We start from the raw sequence: 17,171 nt of genomic DNA, 5'->3' as shown, positions 1-17,171 counted from the left end.
TGTTCGCGTGGCGTTCAACCATACCTGTCTATAACATTCATAAAGCGAGCCGCCAGGAGTTTGCACCTCTTCAACACTTAGCTTCCAACAAGGACGGACTCTATGCGCGATGATGAAAAGTACACCAATTCCGAAGAGCAGCTTCTCTACCTTCAAAACCTGCTAGATGACCCAGACGCAGCGGCACTAAAAGCGCATTTCTCTGAACTCGATATTTTAGACATTGCGCGAACACTGGAATCCTTCCCGGCCAAAACGCGAGATTTTCTTTGGGAGTATGTTCCCGACGATTTAATCGGCGAGGTTCTCGCTGAAGTTGACGAAGACATCCGTGCTGACTACATCGAAGACTTATCGGCCAGCGATGTAGAGGAAATTGTTAAAGGCTTGGATGCTCAAGAAGTTGCTGAAGTTTTAGATGTTGCCGATGAAGCCATAAAAACCAGCGTTTACGCCAGCCTAGAGCAAGAGATCCGCGCCCAGGTTGAGAATCTTCACGCCTATGAAGATGACGTGGTTGGCCGTTACATGGATCCCGAGACAGTCAATGTAAAACAGGGCGTGTCGTTAGAGGCCGTGCAGCGCTATATCCGCATCCACCATCTTCTCGACGATGAGTCGCAGCAGATCATGATTACGGATAAAGACAAACGCTTACTCGGCACTTTGACCCTGATTGATTTAATCAAACAGCCGCAAGATGCCGTGGTTGATGATTATATGGATGACTTTTTCACCCTAAATGATCAAATGAAAGTCAGTGATGCAGCGGCGTTATTGCGCTCTAAAGAGCTACACTTTGTGCCCGTGTGCGATAGCAATGGGTTATTGGTAGGCCAGCTAAACGCCGCCGACGTACTTGAAATCACCCAAGACGACGCTGACATGACGTTAAAGCATATGTCCGGCGTCAGTAACGAGGAGGAAGTCTTCACGCCCGTTTTACGTAGTGCAAAAAGTCGTGGCATTTGGCTGGGTATTAATCTGTTAACGGCTTTTTTAGCCGCCTTCGTTATCGGGCAATTCGAAGCGGCATTAGATCAAATTGTAGCGCTGGCCATTTTGATGCCGGTGGTAGCGAGCATGGGGGGTATTGCGGGTAGTCAAACCCTCACCGTGGTTATACGCGGCCTGGCGCTAGGCCAACTTGCGGGCAACAACGTTCGCTGGCTATACAATAAAGAGATGTGGGTGGGGATGAGTAACGGCCTGGTTTGGGCATTAGTGGTCGGCTTGATTTCCCATATCTGGTTTGGCGACGCCATGATCACGCTGGTGATCACCCTGGCTATATTTATCAATATGAGTCTCGCCAACTTATCCGGCGTACTCATCCCCATGGTGTTGAAAAAGCTCCAGATCGATCCTGCGTTATCCGGTGCGGTGATCTTGACGACCGTGACCGATGTGGTTGGCTTTTTATCATTCCTTGGGCTCGCGACGCTGATTATTCTGTAACTTTTTCCTCCCGGCAGGCGCCTGGGCGTTTATTGAAAAGCCCAGGCGCTCAAGGCAGAAGCAACTACGATACCGTCACCCACTGCCCCATCCGATCTGACGCTTCGATGGCCTCAATAAGCCGATTAACCCGCGCGGCTTCGCGGAAGTCTGGATAGAGGGGACGGTCGTTGATGATGCCTTCCACCAGATCGCGCACCTCGATAATCTTCTGATCGTTATAGCCCAGACCGTGCCCTGGCGCGGGGCTGAAGGCGGCATAGTCGGGATGTTCGGGGCCCGCTAACAGGGTGGTGAAGCCACGCCTGCCGTGGGCATCGCCGTGGCGATATAGCTGCAGTTCGCTCATGCGTTCCTGATCAAACACAATGGCGCCTTTGGTGCCCGTTAGCGTGTAGGCCAAGCCCATTTTGCGGCCAGCCGCCACCCGGGAGGTTTCGATATTACCGATTAACCCCTGGTCAAACCGCAGCATGGCCTGGGCTTGATCGTCGTTTTCCACCGCAGCCATCCCGCTACCGTTAGCATTGGGACGCATGGCAATGACGGTTTGTAGCTGGCCGCAAACCTCAGTAATGCGCTGCCCGGTTAAAAACTCGGCCATATTGAGAATATGCGAGCCCACATCGCCTAACGCACCGGCGCCTGCGGTCGCTCGCTTGGTATGCCAATCGTGGGGCTTTTCCAGGTCGAGCAGGTAATCCTCGTTGTGCCGACCACGAAAGTGGATCAGCTCTCCGATGTCGCCGCTGGCAACAATCTGGCGGGCCAGCTGGGTGGCGGAATTGCGAATGTAGTTAAAGCCCACCAGGGTTTTGACACCCGCCTTTTCAGCCGCGGCGACCATCTCGTCAGCGTCTGCCGTACTCAGCGCCAGCGGTTTTTCAGCGTAAACATGCTTGCCCGCCGCAATGGCGGCTAACGCCATCTCTTTATGCAGGAAATTGGGCACGCAGATATCCACCACATCCACGTCACTGTCGGCCACCAGGGCACGCCAGTCGTCGGTGGCGCGGGCAAATCCCCAGGCCCGCGCTCGGCTCTCTGCCGTGGCGAGGTCGACATCCGCCAGCAGTTCGCAAACAGGCTTGGCGGGCAGTTCAAAAACGCTGGACGCCGCATTAAAGGCAATGGCGTGGGCTTTGCCCATAAAACCGGTGCCGATTAGGCCAATCTTGAGGGTTTTCATTGTGGTTATCCCTGTTTGAAAACAATAACGCCGGGCTGGGCCCGGCGTTGAATGATGTCGTGCCCCGTAGACTGCTTACATGGTCGGCATGGTGAAGTGGTTGGTCTCTTCACGAATGCCGCTGGGCCAGCGCTGGGTGATGGTTTTCATACGGGTATAGAAACGTACACCGTCTGGGCCATGCATATGCAGCGGACCAAACAGCGAGCGCTTCCAACCGCCGAAGCTATGGAACGCCATAGGCACCGGAATTGGTACGTTAACGCCGACCATGCCGACCTGAATCTGCTCACAGTACTGGCGTGCAGCATCGCCATCGCGGGTAAAGATCGCCGTGCCATTACCGTATTCATGGGCGTTGATCATAGTGACCGCTTCGTCGAAGCTCGCCACGCGAGCAATCGCCAGCACTGGGCCAAAGATCTCCTCAGAGTGAATACGCATGCTGGGCGTCACATGGTCAAACAGGCTACCGCCGATAAAGTAGCCATCGCCTGCGCCATCAACCGTGGTCTGGCGACCGTCTACCACGAGTTCTGCGCCTTCATCCACGCCGGTTTGGATATAGCCCGCCACTTTCTCAAGATGCTCGCGGGTGATCAGCGGCCCCATATCGTTATCCGGGCCATCGACCAGACCAGGCCCGACCGTCAGTTTCTCCAGTTCGGCCACCAGTTTTCCACGCAGGCGGTTGGCGGTTTCTTCACCCACGGGCACCGCCACCGAAATCGCCATGCAGCGCTCGCCTGCCGAACCATAGGCCGCACCCATCAGGGCACCCACGGCTTGGTCGAGATCCGCATCGGGCATGATTACCATATGATTTTTTGCCCCGCCCAATGCCTGAACACGCTTGCCATGCTTGGATGCGGTAGCGTAGATGTACTCGGCGATTGGGGTAGAGCCCACAAAGCTCACCGCCTGAACACGCTCATCGGTAAGCAGCACATCCACCGCTTCTTTATCGCCATTGACGACATTAAAGACGCCATCCGGCAGGCCCGCTTCTTTAAGCAGCTCGGCTAGGCGCAGCGGCGTGGAGGGATCTTTTTCTGAAGGCTTCATGACGAAGGTATTGCCGCAGGCCAGGGCGATGGGGAACATCCACATGGGCACCATGGCGGGGAAGTTGAACGGCGAGATACCTGCGCACACGCCCAGCGGCTGCATCATCGAGTAACTATCCACCCCGGTGCCGACGTTCATGGAGTGCTCGCCCTTCTGCAGGTGGGGAATGCCACAGGCAAACTCGACCACTTCCAGACCGCGGGTCACTTCGCCTTTGGCGTCTGAAAACACCTTGCCGTGTTCGCTGGAGATCAGGCGCGCCAGTTCATCGGTGTGCTCCTCGACCAGCGCCTTGAACTTGAACAGAATACGCGCGCGCTTCAGCGGCGAGGTTTTTGACCAGCTGGCGAAGGCCTCATCGGCGATGCGCACTGCATCACGGGTCTCGTCGGCACTGGCCAGCGCCACCTGGGCGCACTGTTCACCGGTGGCCGGGTTGTAAACCGGCGAAGTGCGCTGGCTCTGACCAGCAGAGAACTGACCATTGAGATAGTGGGATAGCGTCTTCATACAAGCTCCTGATTAAAAGGCGTCACTGGCGCTGTTTATGTTTAGCTGGCAACGTCAAAACCTGCCTGCTCGGCAAGTTGGCGTAAGTTGCGGAAACCCAGGCGGGCATAGGTCCGCGGATGGGCGACTTCCGGGTCTTGTTCGGCTTCAACCACTAACCACCCCTGGTAGCCCTGTTCGCACAGGTGGGTTAAGGCGGGTAGAAAGTCCACATTGCCATCCCCCGGCACCGTAAACAGGCCGTCTAACACGCCGTTTAAAAAGCTTTTGTCGCGGTTGCGTACCGCGTCCAGCACTGGGAAGCGCAGATCTTTGCAGTGCACATGATGGATACGCTGGCTGTAGCGTTTGGCGATGGCGAGCGGATCACCGCCAGCGCCGCATAGATGACCAAAATCAAGCAGCAAACCCACGCTTTCGCCGGTGTTGTCCATCAAGCGTTCAACGTCGGCCTGGCTTTCGATCACCGTGCCCAGGTGATGGTGATACACAAGCTGAATGCCCTGGGATTTCAGGTAGTCACCCACCACCTCCAGGCCATGCAGCAGGCGCTGCCACTCTTGCTCGGAGAGATGCGGGCGCTGGGAGAGCGGGCGCTCCTGATCGCCGTGTACACAGTGGGTAACTTCACACAGCACCATCACCTTGGCACCGCACTGTTTGAGCAGGTTCATGTGATCCTGAATGGCATCAATCTCTTCTTCAGGAGTTCGCACCAACAGCTGCGCGGAGTACCAGCCCGACACAAGCGCCAGGTCGTGGGCGCTAAGCACCTGGTTCAAGGCGTCAGGCGTGCGGGGAAACTTGTTACCTAATTCAAAGCCGCTAAACCCCGCTTCGCGGCCCTCTTGCAAGCAGGTTTCCAGCGGTGTTGCGCCGCCTAGGCTGGGCAAGTCGTCGTTGGTCCAGGTGAGCGGATTGATGCCTAAAGTAACCGTTGGCATAGCGTATTCCTTGTGATTATGTTTGTTGGTATTAATGGCGTTGGCGCTGCTTGGCTTCGCGGTACCCTTGATAGGCTTTATTGACCGCTTCACGCTCGGAAACCTCGGGCACGGCCACCTCCCACCAGGCGCCGCCTTCTTGGGTGCTGGGTAACGGGTCGGTGTCCAGGGCAATCACATAGGTCGAGGTGGCGCTGCGAGCACGCACCAGCGCCTGCCCCAATTCCGCAATACCGGTCACCGATTCAGACTCACAGCCCAGAGATTTGGCATGGGCGGCAAAATCGGTTTTCGGAGCGCCCGCCTCGACAGCGCGGCAATCTTCCAGCAGGTTGTTGAACCCCGCCCCGCCGGTGGCCTGCTGCAGGCGGTTGATACAGCCATAGCCGCGGTTATCCAACACGACCACAATCAGCTTGTGTCCCAGCATCACCGAGGTCGCCAGCTCTGAGTTATGCATCAGGTAGCTGCCGTCGCCGACCATCACCACTACCTCGTTGTCAGGCTTGGCCATCTTGACGCCCAGCCCGCCTGCTATTTCATAGCCCATGCAGGAGAAGCCATACTCCACGTGGTAGCTGCCGGGGCCCGAGCATTGCCAGAGTTTATGCAGCTCGCCGGGCAAGCCACCGGCCGCGCATACCACAGTGGTATCGTTGCCAGCCTGGCGATTGACGGCGCCGATCACCTGGGCATCGGTGGGCAGCGCCAGCCCTTGGTCGGCGGTCACGTTGCGCACTATTTCGGCCCATTCGTGTTTGAGCGTTCCGGTTTGTTCGCGCCATTCATCGCTGCCGCGCCATTCGCCCAGCGCTGCGTCGAGTTGCCCCAGCCCGACCAAGGCGTCGCAGCTTAGCGGCAGCGCTTGATGCTTCAGGCTGTCGAAGCGGCCAACGTTGAGGGCAATCAGCGTTTTTTCGCTACCTTCAAACAGCGCTCGGGAGCCGGTGGTAAAGTCCTGCAACCGCGTGCCTACCGCCAGAATGACATCCGCCTGCTCCGCCAACTGGTTAGCAGCTGCACTGCCGGTCACCCCAATGGCACCCACTGCGCAAGGGTGGCTATCGGCCAACGCGCCTTTGCCGGCCTGGGTTTCGGCTACCGGGATGCTCCGCGCTTTAGCAAACTCTGCCAGGGCATCGCAGGCAGCGGCGTAATGTACACCGCCACCGGCGATAATCAGCGGGCGTTTAGCCTGTTGTAGCGCGGCGATGGCTTGACGAAGCTCGTAAGCATCCGGTGGCGAGCGGCGAATGCGATGTACCCTGGGGGCAAAAAAGGCTTCCGGGTAATCGTAGGCAAAGGTTTGCACATCCTGGGGCAGCGCCAGGGTCGCCGGGCCGCAGTGCTCGGGATCAAGCAGGGTGGCAATCGCCTGGGGCAGGCTGGTCAGCAACTGCTCGGGGCGACTAATGCGGTCGAAGTAGCGCGACACCGGGCGAAAACAGTCGTTGACGGTAATGGTCGGGTCACCAAAATGCTCCACCTGCTGGAGTACCGGATCGGGTTCGCGGGTGGCAAAGGTGTCCCCCGGCAGCAGCAGGATCGGCAAGCGGTTGGCGTGGGCGAGCGCCGCGGCGGTGACCATATTGGTCGCCCCTGGGCCAATCGAGCTAGTCGCGGCCATTAAGCACTGGCGATTATTGGCTTTGGCAAAGGCAATCGCCGCGTGGGCCATGGACTGTTCGTTGTGGGCGCGAAAGGTGGGCAGCGTGTCTTGCACGTGGTAAAGCGCTTCCCCCATTCCGGCCACATTGCCATGACCAAAAATCGCAAACACGCCTTCAAACAGCGCCACTTCTTGGCCATCCACCTCTATACGTTGTGCAGCAAGGTACTTGACCAACGCCTGGGCCATGGTGAGTCGAATGGTGCTCATTTTACGCCTCCTCCGTGTGGGCCTGCGTTTGCGGCTCCGCCTGCCTTAGTTGCCGCCACGCCTTTATCAGCTCGGCATAGTTCTGGGCGACCCGCTCTACCAAGCGGGCATCGTCGATACGCCCGGCTAGCCAATCACGACTCGCGCTGGCAAATAACGTGCGCCCAACGGTGAAACCCTTACAGCAGGCATGATTGGCCGCTGCTTCGAAACCGCGTTTCATGTCGTCCATGGGGGCGTCTAGCCCAAGCAGCACAACCCCACGGCAGTAGGTATCTTCCCGCTCAATGGTGTCGCCAACCGCCTGCCAGGCAGCGTCTGACATGGCAGGTAGTTTCCACCAGTCTGGGCGAATGCCCAGGTTGTAGAGCCGCTGAAGGCTGCGCGGCAACGTGGTATCGTCATTGGGCATGTCGGCGGGCGGAATGACTTCAATCAGCAGCTCCAGCCCATAAGCACAGGCCGCCTGGTAGAGCTGACGCAGACGCTCCTCCTGCTCCAGGCGCAGCGAGAGTTCATCGTCGGGATGATAGAACACCAGACATTTAATGATCTGCTCTCTAGGCCAGTTGCGCAGGCAGGCACCTAAATCATCGCCATGCTGGAAGCGCAAAGGTCGTGAGCCAGGAAGCTCCACCGGTCGACCAATCCACCAGCCTTTTCCACTGGCTTGATTGAGCGCGTCCTGACCCAGCACATCGTCTACCAGGATTGCGGGCGTGGAAATACCGCCCAGTTTGGCCCCCTCTTCCGCAGCCGAAACCAACAGCTTCTTAAGCTTGGGCAGTCGCGCACTGTCGGCATACTCTTCGCGTGCCATATCGGTGAGCTGGCGGCGGTGGTCAAATGCCAACCCCAATACTTCGGGCCACTGAACGGGCACTCGGGTAGTGACGCGGTGTAAATGGTTCAGGCGTTGATCGATATCCGGACGGGAAACCTCGTCGCGGCGCGCCAGATAATCAAACAACTCGTCTTCGGTGGGCATGGCCGGCGCACAGCCGTGGCGGGAGACCACCAGTGCACCACAGGCATTGGCGTAACCCGCGCTGGTTTGCCAGGGTTCATTGCGCAGCCAGCCTCGTAGCAAGCCACTCATAAAGGCATCCCCGGCACCCAGCACATTGAGCACCTCGACCTGTACGCCCTTAACTAAAATACCGTCTTCAATACGGTCAGGAATGGCGCCTTCGAACACCACACAGCCCATGGGCCCCAGCTTGCATACCAGGGTAGCTTCGCTAACCTCACGTACCGCGCGCAGGGCCGCTAAGGTATCCGTGCTGCCGCCGGCAATATGAAACTCCTCTTCGGTACCTACAATCAGGTCAAAGTCCGGCAACCAGCGTTGAAGATCTGTAGTGACTTTTTCATCGGCGATAAAACGGGTTTCACCATCGCCGGGATTGGTCAGCCCCCATAGTACGGGGCGATAGTCGATGTCCAGCACCCGCTTCACGCCATAATGGGCGGCGGCGTCCAGTGCCTTGCGGCACGCCCGGCGGGTGGTATCGGTAGAAAGATGGGTGCCGGTAATCGCCAGCGCCTTGGCCCGTGCGATAAATTCAGGGTCGATGGCCTCGGCGTCGATGGCCATATCAGCACAGTCGCGGCGGTAAAATAGCAGCGGGAAGCTTTCACGGTCTTTTAAAGCCAGCAGAACCAGGCCGGTGTGGCGCTCGGGGTCGGTTTGAAGCGCGGAGGTATCCACGCCCACCCGCTCCAGCTCTTCGCGCACGAAGTTGCCCATCTGCTCGTCGCCAACTCGCGAGAGCATGGCGGATTTTAATCCTAGGCGCGCAGTGCCGTAGGCCATATTACCCGAGCTCCCTCCTAGGTACTTGGCAAAGCTGGCCACGTCTTCTAAACGGCTGCCAATCTGCTCGGCGTAAAGATCGACCGCCACGCGTCCAAGACAAATCAGGTCAAGCGGTCGGTGTTGACTATTGTTATTCAGCATAAATGTCTCCCCACGTCACAAATTCGTGGTACTAGTCATAGGATGGCACTGGGCATAAAAGCGTCTTGGCTGGCAATCGATAAGGCTTATCAACCGTGGATTAAAGTGTGAAGGCGGCACGGAATCGGTCGAGCGCGAGGTCGTCATCCCCAGAGGCCCAGCCTTCCAGCCCTATGGTGCCGCGGTAGCCCATGTCGTTAAGCGCATTGGCAATGGCCGGATAGTTAATCTCGCCGGTTCCGGGTTCGCAGCGTCCTGGCACATCAGCCACCTGCACTTCACCTATGTAGGGCCCACAGCGGCGAATCAATTCAATCAAATTACCTTCGCCAATTTGGGCGTGATAAACGTCCAACATAATGCGCAAGCTGGGCCGACCAACACTTTCCACCAGCGCTAGAACATCTTCCAAGCGCGCAAACGGCACACCTGGGTGATCAACGTCGGTATTGAGGTTTTCAAGCACAAAGGTGACGTCGTTCTGCTCGCCCAGATCCGCCAGCCGATTGAGGGTGTCGCGTGCTTTTAACCACATCGCGCCGGTCATCTGTTGGCAGGGTTTCACGGGAAGACCTTCGCCATCCAACCCTGTGCCGTGCAGGTTGAGACGTGGAATACCCAGTCGTTTGGCCACCTCAACCGACTCAGCAGCGGTGCGTAGCAGTTCATCTGCACCGGCGGCATCCGCCAGGGTGCCGGTGACATAGCCGGTCATGGATGAAAACGTCGCCCCGCTATTGGCCAGTGCCTCGATATCGTGCTTAGTCCAGTCCCAGATTTCGACCTGAAAACCCAGCTCAGAAATACGCTTAACACGCTCCAACACGGGCAAGTGGCGGAACACCATTTCAGCGCAAACGGCCAGCGTGAACGGGGATGATGGGGTAGGTTTATTCATCATGGCTCCTTAATAGCCGCTCGCCGTTCGCGGTGAAGGGGGTTCAGTGCTGCTTGTTTCATCCGATGGTTGAGTGTCTTGTTCGGCTAAGTTGGCCTTCTTGGCTTTATCGTCACGCTGGAATTCCGCAAGCTCTGCATCCAGGCTTTCAAGCTCAGCGCCACCCGCCATCATATTGAGCACTTCTTCGCGGCTGACTTCCTCTTTGCGGAAGGAGCCCAAACTGCCGCCGCGTGACAATAGGGTGAACGCATCGGCCACTGGGTAAGCATGGTGAACATTGTGGGTAATAAAGATGACCGCAAGCCCATCCGCGCGGGCTTTGGCAATGTAGCGCAGTACGACGGAGGCCTGCTTGACCCCCAGCGCTGAGGTGGGCTCATCAAGAATCAGCACTTTGGCGCCAAAATAGACGGCACGGGCAATCGCCACACACTGGCGTTCCCCACCAGAAAGCGTGCCCACCGGCTGACTAGGGTCGCGCACATCGATACCGATTTTAGCCATTTCCTCTTTGGCAACCCGGTCGGCATATTTCCAATCAATCCGCTTTAAAGGCCCCCAGCCCACCGTCGGTTCGCGGCCCATAAAGAAGTTACGGGTAATCGACATCAACGGCACCATGGCCAGATCCTGAAAAACGGTCGCGATACCGGCGTCGAGCGCGTAAGCCGGGGACTTGAAACGAGCGGGCTTGCCATCCAGTAGCATCTCGCCATGGGTGGGCTGGTGAACACCGGAAAGGGTTTTAATCAACGTTGACTTGCCGGCACCGTTATCCCCCAGCAGGCACATAACTTCACCGGAATAGACCTGCATCGAGATATCACTGATGGCGATGACGCTGCCGAAGTGTTTGCTGACACTGCGCATTTCAATCATTGGAGTGCGTGTAGTCATGTTATTTAGCCTCCATCGCCTTTTTGCGCATGTAATTGTTGAATAGCACCGCCACCAGCAACATCACACCCAGGAAGACCTGGAACCAGTCGGTGTTAACACCGGTGTAGAAGATCCCCATCTGCACCATGCCGAAAATCAGCGCACCGAGGGCCGCACCAATGGCAGATCCATAGCCGCCGGTCAGCAAAGCGCCGCCAATGACCACTGCGATAATGGCCTCCAGCTCTTTTAACAGGCCGCGAATGGTGTCCGCCGAACCGGTATCCATGACCTGTATGCAGGCAAAGATGGTGGCTGAGAAAGCGGTGAACATGAACAGTGAAATCTTGACGCGATGGACGGGGACGCCCGAATTACGCGCCGCATTGGCATCGCCACCGCTGGCGAAGATCCAGTTGCCGTAAGGCGTGCACAGCAGCACCCAGGTCGCTACAGCGGTTAAGCCCAGCCACCAGACAATCGAGACAGGGATACCGGTGACCGTGGGGTTGCCCGCAAAGTTGGTCGCCATCCAGCCATTTGCCGCCATCCAGCTAAATAGTCCCGTAGCGACTTCTCCAGAGAAAAGCGCCGCGAACCAATCTCCGGGGATATGATCCTGCACTCCACCCACCTGAGTACGTCCCGTCAACAACCGGCTAGTACCGATAGCCAAACCACGCAGAATGAACAGGAAGCCCAGGGTAACGATAAATGACGGCAACCCCGTTTTATTGACCAGATTACCGTTAATCCAGCCCACCAGACCCGCGCAGGCGAACGCCAATAAAATTGCGGCCCACAGCGGCCAGCCATACTCCACCGCAGGGATGGCAATCAGAATGCCTGCCAAGCCAATCATCGAACCTATCGAAAGATCAAACTCTCCGCCGATCATCAGCAACGCAGCCGCCGTGGCGATAATGCCGAGCTGAGCGGCGACTTCAAGAAAATTAATAATACCCGCTGGGGTAAACATCCCGGTGCCGCTGGAAGCAGCGATAAAGAAGGCAAGCACCAACACGGCACCGGCCAGCGCCCCCAGCTCCGGGCGATTAAGCGCCTTCTTCCAGAAAGAGACTCTCTGGATACGCTCATCTTGAGGAGCGGTTGCTGGCGCAACCGACTGTTTCGTTTCAGTAGAATTCATGGCGATCGACCCCCAAGGCTCGACACCGCGCCGAGCCTTTTTCCGATTAGGTAGTTATCAACGGATGCCCTGGCTACTCAGCTCAATGACCTGTGCAGCGTTTTCTTGAGTGACAAACCCTGGGCCGGTGGCAACATCCCCTGCGGGTAGCAGTCCGTTCTTGACGAACTGATCGAGGAACATGACGGGCAAGTAGCCTTGCATGTACTGCTGTTGGTCGATCGCGAAGTCCAGCTCACCCGCATCCAAGGCTTCCAAAATGCCGGGTGAAAGATCAAAGGTACCGAGGGTGAACATATCGGTTGCCCCCTGCTCACGCATGGCTCGAATCATTGGATCAGCGGCCAATGCACCCAAGGTAAGCACTCCACGCACGTCACTGTTCTCGTTGAGGTAAGCGACAATGGCATTGCGAATGTTGGTAGGGTCATAGGTGGTCGCTAGCTGCTCGGCATTGCCGTCGAAACCCTCGACAAAGCCATCACAGCGCTGATCAAGTCCCTGGTTGCCTTGCTCATGGTTAACGCAGACGCCTTTCTCAACGCCCAGTTCCTGCATGCGCTCGGCGGCCTGTTTGCCCGCCTCGTATTCACTCTGCCCGACGTGCAGCCGGGCACCATAATCCCTCGCCACGTCGCCACCGGAGTTAATGGTGATCACTGGGATGCCGTTATCGACAGCATTTTGGACAGCGCCGCCCAGGGCATTTTCGTCAGTAAAAGAGAGGATCAAGCCATCCGGATCCGATGCCACCGCGGCCTGTACGAGTTGCTGCATCTTGGCCATATCAAAGGTCGATGGTGCACGGTACTCCAGCTCTGCGCCTACGAGATCAGCGGCTGCCTCTGCGCCGTTTTTCACCACTGACCAGAAAGGATCAGAGGGAACACCATGGGTCACCATGACGAAACGGCTCGCTTCTTGTTCCGGTTCTTGTGCTTGTGCGGCACCCGCCATTAATGCCGTGGTGGCGGCAGAGGCTAGAAGCCATTGAGATAGACGTGCCATAAATAATTCCTCATAACGTTATCGTTGTTGGTAGGGAAGTGGCATTAAATGCCTTGGCGCTATGAAATATAGATTCCAAATAGCAATTATTGCAAATTATTTATTCCATACTTTGGTATAAATGGAATATTTATTTCAATCAACTAGACTGCATAACAATCTGCCACTTTGCTCAGTGCTACAGCCCAGTTATGCATGAGTAAATGAGTGGTACATAAGTTAACGCTAAGGAATTTGTATGCCGCAGCCCCCACAAAGCTACCGCGAGCTGGAAACGCTGATCACCGCCGAGTACGCCACGCTAAGCAAACGTTTGCAGCAAACCGCGCGTTTTGTGCTTGACCACCCTCAGGAGGTTGCTCTGGCAACCGTGGCCAAAATTGCTGAGCAGGCAGATGTCACTCCATCCACCTTAATCCGCTTGGCCAATAGCTTGGGCTTTAAGGGTTTTTCCGAAATGCAGCAGCTGTTTCGCAGCCGCCTAGTCGATGAATTGCCTAACTACACAGAACGGATTCGCGCAGTACGTAGCGCCACCGGGGAAACACCCGACAGCACCCAGCTGTTGTGGGAGTTCGCCGATGCTAATCGCGCTGTTTTGGAGCAGCTTCCCAGCCGTATCGATCCCGAGAGCCTAGAGAAGGCGCTGGATATTTTTGAAAAGGCCCATGCGATTCATGTGATGGGGGCACGGCGAAGCTTTATGGTAGCGAGCTACATGACCTATGCCCTGGCGCATGTGGATAAACCTGCGCTGCTGGTCAATGGTTTGGGCGGGATGTACGGCGAGCAGCTGCGCGCCATGAGCCAACACGACGCTCTGCTAACGATTAGCTTTTCTCCCTATGCCGAAGAGAGCCAAAAAGCCTGCGAAGACGCCCACCAGCGCGGTCTACCTATTGTAGTGATTACCGATTCGAACCTCAGCCCGCTGGCCCGTTTCGCGGATGTCGTCTTCGTTGTCAACGAAGCTGAAGTAAAAAGTTTCCGCAGTTTGACCGCGTCGCTCTGCTTGACCCAGACCTTGGCAATTGCCCTGGGCGTGCGGCAAGACAAAACACGCGACAAAGAAAAGGGCCGTGACAAAAAACGTAAGGCCTAAACACCAAAAGCAAGCCAACAGCAAAAACAAAATAGGAGAGCTTATGAAACTCGCACTCATCGGCGCAGGACGCATCGGCAAGGTGCATGCCCAGGCCATTTATTCACACCCAAACGTTACCCTGGCCGCCGTGGCCGATTTTCATCAGCCGGCCGCAGAAGCGTTGGCCGAGCAGTACGCCAGCCGAGCGGCCTCTGTGGATGAAATCTTCGCGGATGACACCATTGACGCCGTACTGATTGCTTCAAGCACGCCCACCCATGCGGAGTATCTGGAGCGTGCCGCCCGCGCGGGCAAGGCGATTCTGTGCGAAAAACCCATCGCCCTGGATTTAGCCCGCACTCGCGATGCCCTTCAAGTGCTTAGCGAACATCCGGTGACCTGCGCGTTAGGCTTTAACCGCCGCCACGATCCTCAGTTTTCGGCACTGAAAAAAGCGATTACCGAAGGGCGTATTGGCGCACTTGAAACGCTGACGATTATTAGCCGCGACCCCTCTCCCCCGCCCGCTGAGTATGTGGCTGAGTCCGGCGGCCTGTTCAGGGACATGATGATTCACGATCTGGACATGGCGCGCTGGCTACTTGATGAATCCATCGAAAGTGTTTTTGCCGTCGGCAGTAGCATTATCGACCCAGCCATTGGTGAAGCAGGTGATGTGGATACCGCCATGGTCACCCTTACCACAGCCAGTGGAAAACTGTGCCAGATCAGCAACTCAAGGCGCGCTTGCTACGGCTACGATCAGCGTATCGAAGCCTTTGGCAGCCAAGGCATGCTGCAGGCCCAAAATGAGAGCGACACCCGGCTGCGCTTCACCGGTGAAGCAGGCCAAGTGGAAGACAAACCCAAGTGGTTCTTCCTAGAGCGTTATGCCCAGGCCTATCAACTTGAAATTGGTGATTTTGTCGCCGCTTGGAAAGAGAAACGTGCGCCACTCGCCGGTGCCCAGGATGGCCTAGAGGCGTTGCGCTTAGCCGATGCAGCGGAGCGTTCATTGCGGGAAGGTCGCAAAATTCTGCTTGACGCCTCGGTCTAATTAGACGCAAACGGGTCTGTGGAGACCCTTCATATCGTAAACGGCTAGCTGCCAACATAGCAGCTAGCCATCAGAAGGAGCGACATATGGCTTCCCTAATGGTACGCCCCACCGCCCCAGATGCCCAAGGCACCGTGATTGACGTGACCCCTGAATCGGCTGGCTGGCAGCATGTCGGCTTTCGGGTGCATAAACTCGCCAAGGGCCAACGCCTGGAGGTCAGCAGCGATGATCAGGAAATCTGCCTGGTGCTGCTCACCGGTCGCGCCACGGTAACCTGCGGCGAGCACCGCTTTGAAGATATCGGCCAGCGCATGGATATCTTTGAACAGATCCCGCCCTATGCGGTTTACCTGCCTGACCATGTTAGCTACGCGGTGGAAGCGACCACAGACTTAGAGCTAGCGGTGTGCGCCGCCCCTGGGCATGGCAACCATGCCCCACGGCTCATCGCGCCTGACAACATCAAGCAAAGCACCCGTGGCCAGGGCACCAACACCCGCCATGTTCACGATATTCTGCCGGAAACCGAGCCCGCCGATAGCCTATTAGTAGTCGAAGTATTCACACCTGGGGGTAACTGGTCGAGCTACCCGCCCCACAAACACGATGTGGATAACTTACCCCACGAGTCGCTGCTGGAAGAGACCTACTACCACCGCATTAACCCTGAACAAGGGTTCGCCTTCCAGCGCGTTTACACCGATGACCGCAGCCTTGATGAAACCATGGCGGTGGAAAACGGCTGCTGTGTGTTGGTTCCCAAGGGTTACCACCCGGTGGGCGCCTCCCATGGCTACTCGCTCTACTACTTAAATGTGATGGCGGGGCCCAAGCGGGCATGGAAATTTCACAACGACCCCGACCACGAATGGCTGATGAACGCTGGATAGATCGACACTTCGCCCGCTAACGTTTATCTAATGTTATGCTAATGAGCCCCGCTAATGCGGGGCTTTTTTGTGGTTCATTTTTTTGCGTATCCAGAGGCCTCAATGCTCCCCGACTACTCCGTCATCGCCTGGTTGTTAATTGCGTTTTCCGTTTACCTGACCGGCGTTTCAAAAGGTGGCTTTGCGGGTGGTTTTGGCACGCTCTCGGTACCGCTAATGGCGCTGGCGATCAGCCCCGCCCAGGCAGCGGGCTTACTACTGCCGCTACTGCTGGTGATGGACGTGTTTGCGGTGAAAGCATGGTGGGGCAAGCAGGACGCCACTGAGGTCTGGCGCTTTGTGCCAGGGTTATTTATCGGCGTGACGGTAGGGACGCTACTGTTTGGCAGTTTGAGTGAACAGGGCTTACGCCTGACTCTCGGCGTGATCACCCTGCTGTTCGCCACTTACATGTTGCTTAAGCCCGTTGCCAAGAAACCGATCTCCACCCGCTGGGCATTGCCAGCGGCAAGCGTCTGCGGCTTTACCAGCTTTATGGCTCATGCGGGCGCGCCGCCGCTCAACGTTTACCTACTGCCGCGCAAACTATCGAAAGAGACGTTTATTGCCACCTGTGCAGTGACCTTTGCCGTAGTCAACGTGATCAAGCTAGCGCCCTATATGTGGCTTGGCGAAATCAACGTTACCAGCGCCTGGGCATCACTACTGCTAGTGCCCATCGCCTGGATCGGTGTACGCAACGGCTTGTGGCTACAAAGCCGCGTCAACGAAGCACTGTTTTACCGATTGGTGATTTTTGCCATGTTTTTAGTCGGTTTTAATCTGATTTGGCAGGCGCTGAAATAGGGCGGCATTCAGTACAGAGTGCAGCTCATTTTTCATACAATCATCCTTTAAGCGTTTAAGCTGTAAGACATCGCTTAAAATTTTGTAAGAGATCTCTTACAAACGTGTAAGAGATCCCTGTCACTTGCCTTCCAGGCCTTGCTCTCTGGCCCCGGCCCGCTACCCTGATCGTTTCTCATTTACTTGATCCAAGGAGCGGAGCGATGGCGGACAAAACGGGCCTGCAATTTACCCTGACCCTACCCGGGGCCGATGACACCGCCGTGGTGCGCTTTACCCATCGTGAGGCGCTGTCTGAGCCGTTTTCGCTCTCGGTTGAGTTTGCCAGCCGCACCCACGACCTGT

At 56.7% G+C, this 17,171-nt stretch carries 14 protein-coding genes; 5 read left to right on the top strand and 9 right to left on the bottom strand.

The window, feature by feature from the left end; all coding sequences use genetic code 11:
* The first annotated feature begins 102 nt into the window (after nt 1–102).
* Nucleotides 103–1,458 (top strand): magnesium transporter, encoded by a 1,356-nt coding sequence (mgtE, locus tag ACW17M_RS13235; protein ID WP_230803305.1) that lies wholly within the window; start codon nt 103–105, stop codon nt 1,456–1,458.
* Between the two features lie 64 nt (nt 1,459–1,522).
* Here mgtE and ACW17M_RS13230 read toward each other — a convergent pair whose 3' ends face one another.
* From ACW17M_RS13230 to ACW17M_RS13190, 9 genes are all read right to left on the bottom strand, one after another.
* The gene (locus ACW17M_RS13230; protein WP_457547604.1) at nt 1,523–2,647 is read right to left on the bottom strand and encodes a Gfo/Idh/MocA family protein; all 1,125 of its coding nucleotides are present in this window, start codon (nt 2,645–2,647) and stop codon (nt 1,523–1,525) included.
* 75 nt (nt 2,648–2,722) lie between these two features.
* On the bottom strand, nt 2,723–4,225 hold the full coding sequence (locus ACW17M_RS13225) for a CoA-acylating methylmalonate-semialdehyde dehydrogenase (protein ID WP_230803301.1): 1,503 nt from the start codon (nt 4,223–4,225) through the stop codon (nt 2,723–2,725).
* 41 nt (nt 4,226–4,266) lie between these two features.
* Nucleotides 4,267–5,169 carry a myo-inosose-2 dehydratase gene (iolE, locus tag ACW17M_RS13220; protein ID WP_230803299.1) on the bottom strand — a complete coding sequence of 301 codons (903 nt, stop codon included), beginning with the start codon at nt 5,167–5,169 and terminating at the stop codon, nt 4,267–4,269.
* A 31-nt stretch (nt 5,170–5,200) separates the two neighbouring features.
* The gene (iolD, locus tag ACW17M_RS13215; RefSeq protein ID WP_457547603.1) at nt 5,201–7,048 is read right to left on the bottom strand and encodes a 3D-(3,5/4)-trihydroxycyclohexane-1,2-dione acylhydrolase (decyclizing); all 1,848 of its coding nucleotides are present in this window, start codon (nt 7,046–7,048) and stop codon (nt 5,201–5,203) included.
* 1 nt (nt 7,049) lies between these two features.
* Nucleotides 7,050–9,008, bottom strand: coding sequence for a bifunctional 5-dehydro-2-deoxygluconokinase/5-dehydro-2-deoxyphosphogluconate aldolase (locus tag ACW17M_RS13210; RefSeq protein WP_457547602.1), 1,959 nt, complete (start codon nt 9,006–9,008; stop codon nt 7,050–7,052).
* Between the two features lie 100 nt (nt 9,009–9,108).
* Nucleotides 9,109–9,906 (bottom strand): TIM barrel protein, encoded by a 798-nt coding sequence (locus tag ACW17M_RS13205; RefSeq protein ID WP_457547601.1) that lies wholly within the window; start codon nt 9,904–9,906, stop codon nt 9,109–9,111.
* Between the two features lie 9 nt (nt 9,907–9,915).
* Complete coding sequence (locus ACW17M_RS13200; protein ID WP_457547600.1) at nt 9,916–10,806, bottom strand: ATP-binding cassette domain-containing protein; 891 nt, start codon at nt 10,804–10,806, stop codon at nt 9,916–9,918.
* Between the two features lies 1 nt (nt 10,807).
* Entirely contained in the window at nt 10,808–11,938 is a 1,131-nt protein-coding gene (locus ACW17M_RS13195; protein ID WP_009285992.1) for an ABC transporter permease, read from the bottom strand.
* Nucleotides 11,939–11,995: 57 nt separating this feature from the next.
* A complete protein-coding gene (locus tag ACW17M_RS13190) occupies nt 11,996–12,946 on the bottom strand; it encodes a sugar ABC transporter substrate-binding protein (RefSeq protein ID WP_138799222.1) in 951 nt (316 codons plus the stop codon).
* Between the two features lie 238 nt (nt 12,947–13,184).
* Between ACW17M_RS13190 and ACW17M_RS13185 the strand changes: the two genes are divergently transcribed.
* The 4 genes from ACW17M_RS13185 (at nt 13,185) to ACW17M_RS13170 (ending at nt 16,826) form a co-directional block, all read left to right on the top strand.
* The gene (locus ACW17M_RS13185; RefSeq protein WP_190374469.1) at nt 13,185–14,048 is read left to right on the top strand and encodes a MurR/RpiR family transcriptional regulator; all 864 of its coding nucleotides are present in this window, start codon (nt 13,185–13,187) and stop codon (nt 14,046–14,048) included.
* Nucleotides 14,049–14,091: 43 nt separating this feature from the next.
* Complete coding sequence (gene iolG / locus ACW17M_RS13180) at nt 14,092–15,087, top strand: inositol 2-dehydrogenase (protein WP_457547599.1); 996 nt, start codon at nt 14,092–14,094, stop codon at nt 15,085–15,087.
* Between the two features lie 86 nt (nt 15,088–15,173).
* A complete protein-coding gene (gene iolB, locus ACW17M_RS13175) occupies nt 15,174–15,980 on the top strand; it encodes a 5-deoxy-glucuronate isomerase (RefSeq protein WP_457547598.1) in 807 nt (268 codons plus the stop codon).
* A gap of 54 nt (nt 15,981–16,034) precedes the next feature.
* Nucleotides 16,035–16,826, top strand: coding sequence for a sulfite exporter TauE/SafE family protein (locus ACW17M_RS13170; protein ID WP_457547597.1), 792 nt, complete (start codon nt 16,035–16,037; stop codon nt 16,824–16,826).
* The last annotated feature ends 345 nt before the right edge of the window (nt 16,827–17,171 follow it).

It is taken from the genome of Vreelandella sp. 2A-K22, from assembly GCF_054065485.1.
The sequence above is the reverse complement of the archived record's forward strand: the minus strand, read 5'-3'. Positions and strand labels throughout refer to the sequence as shown.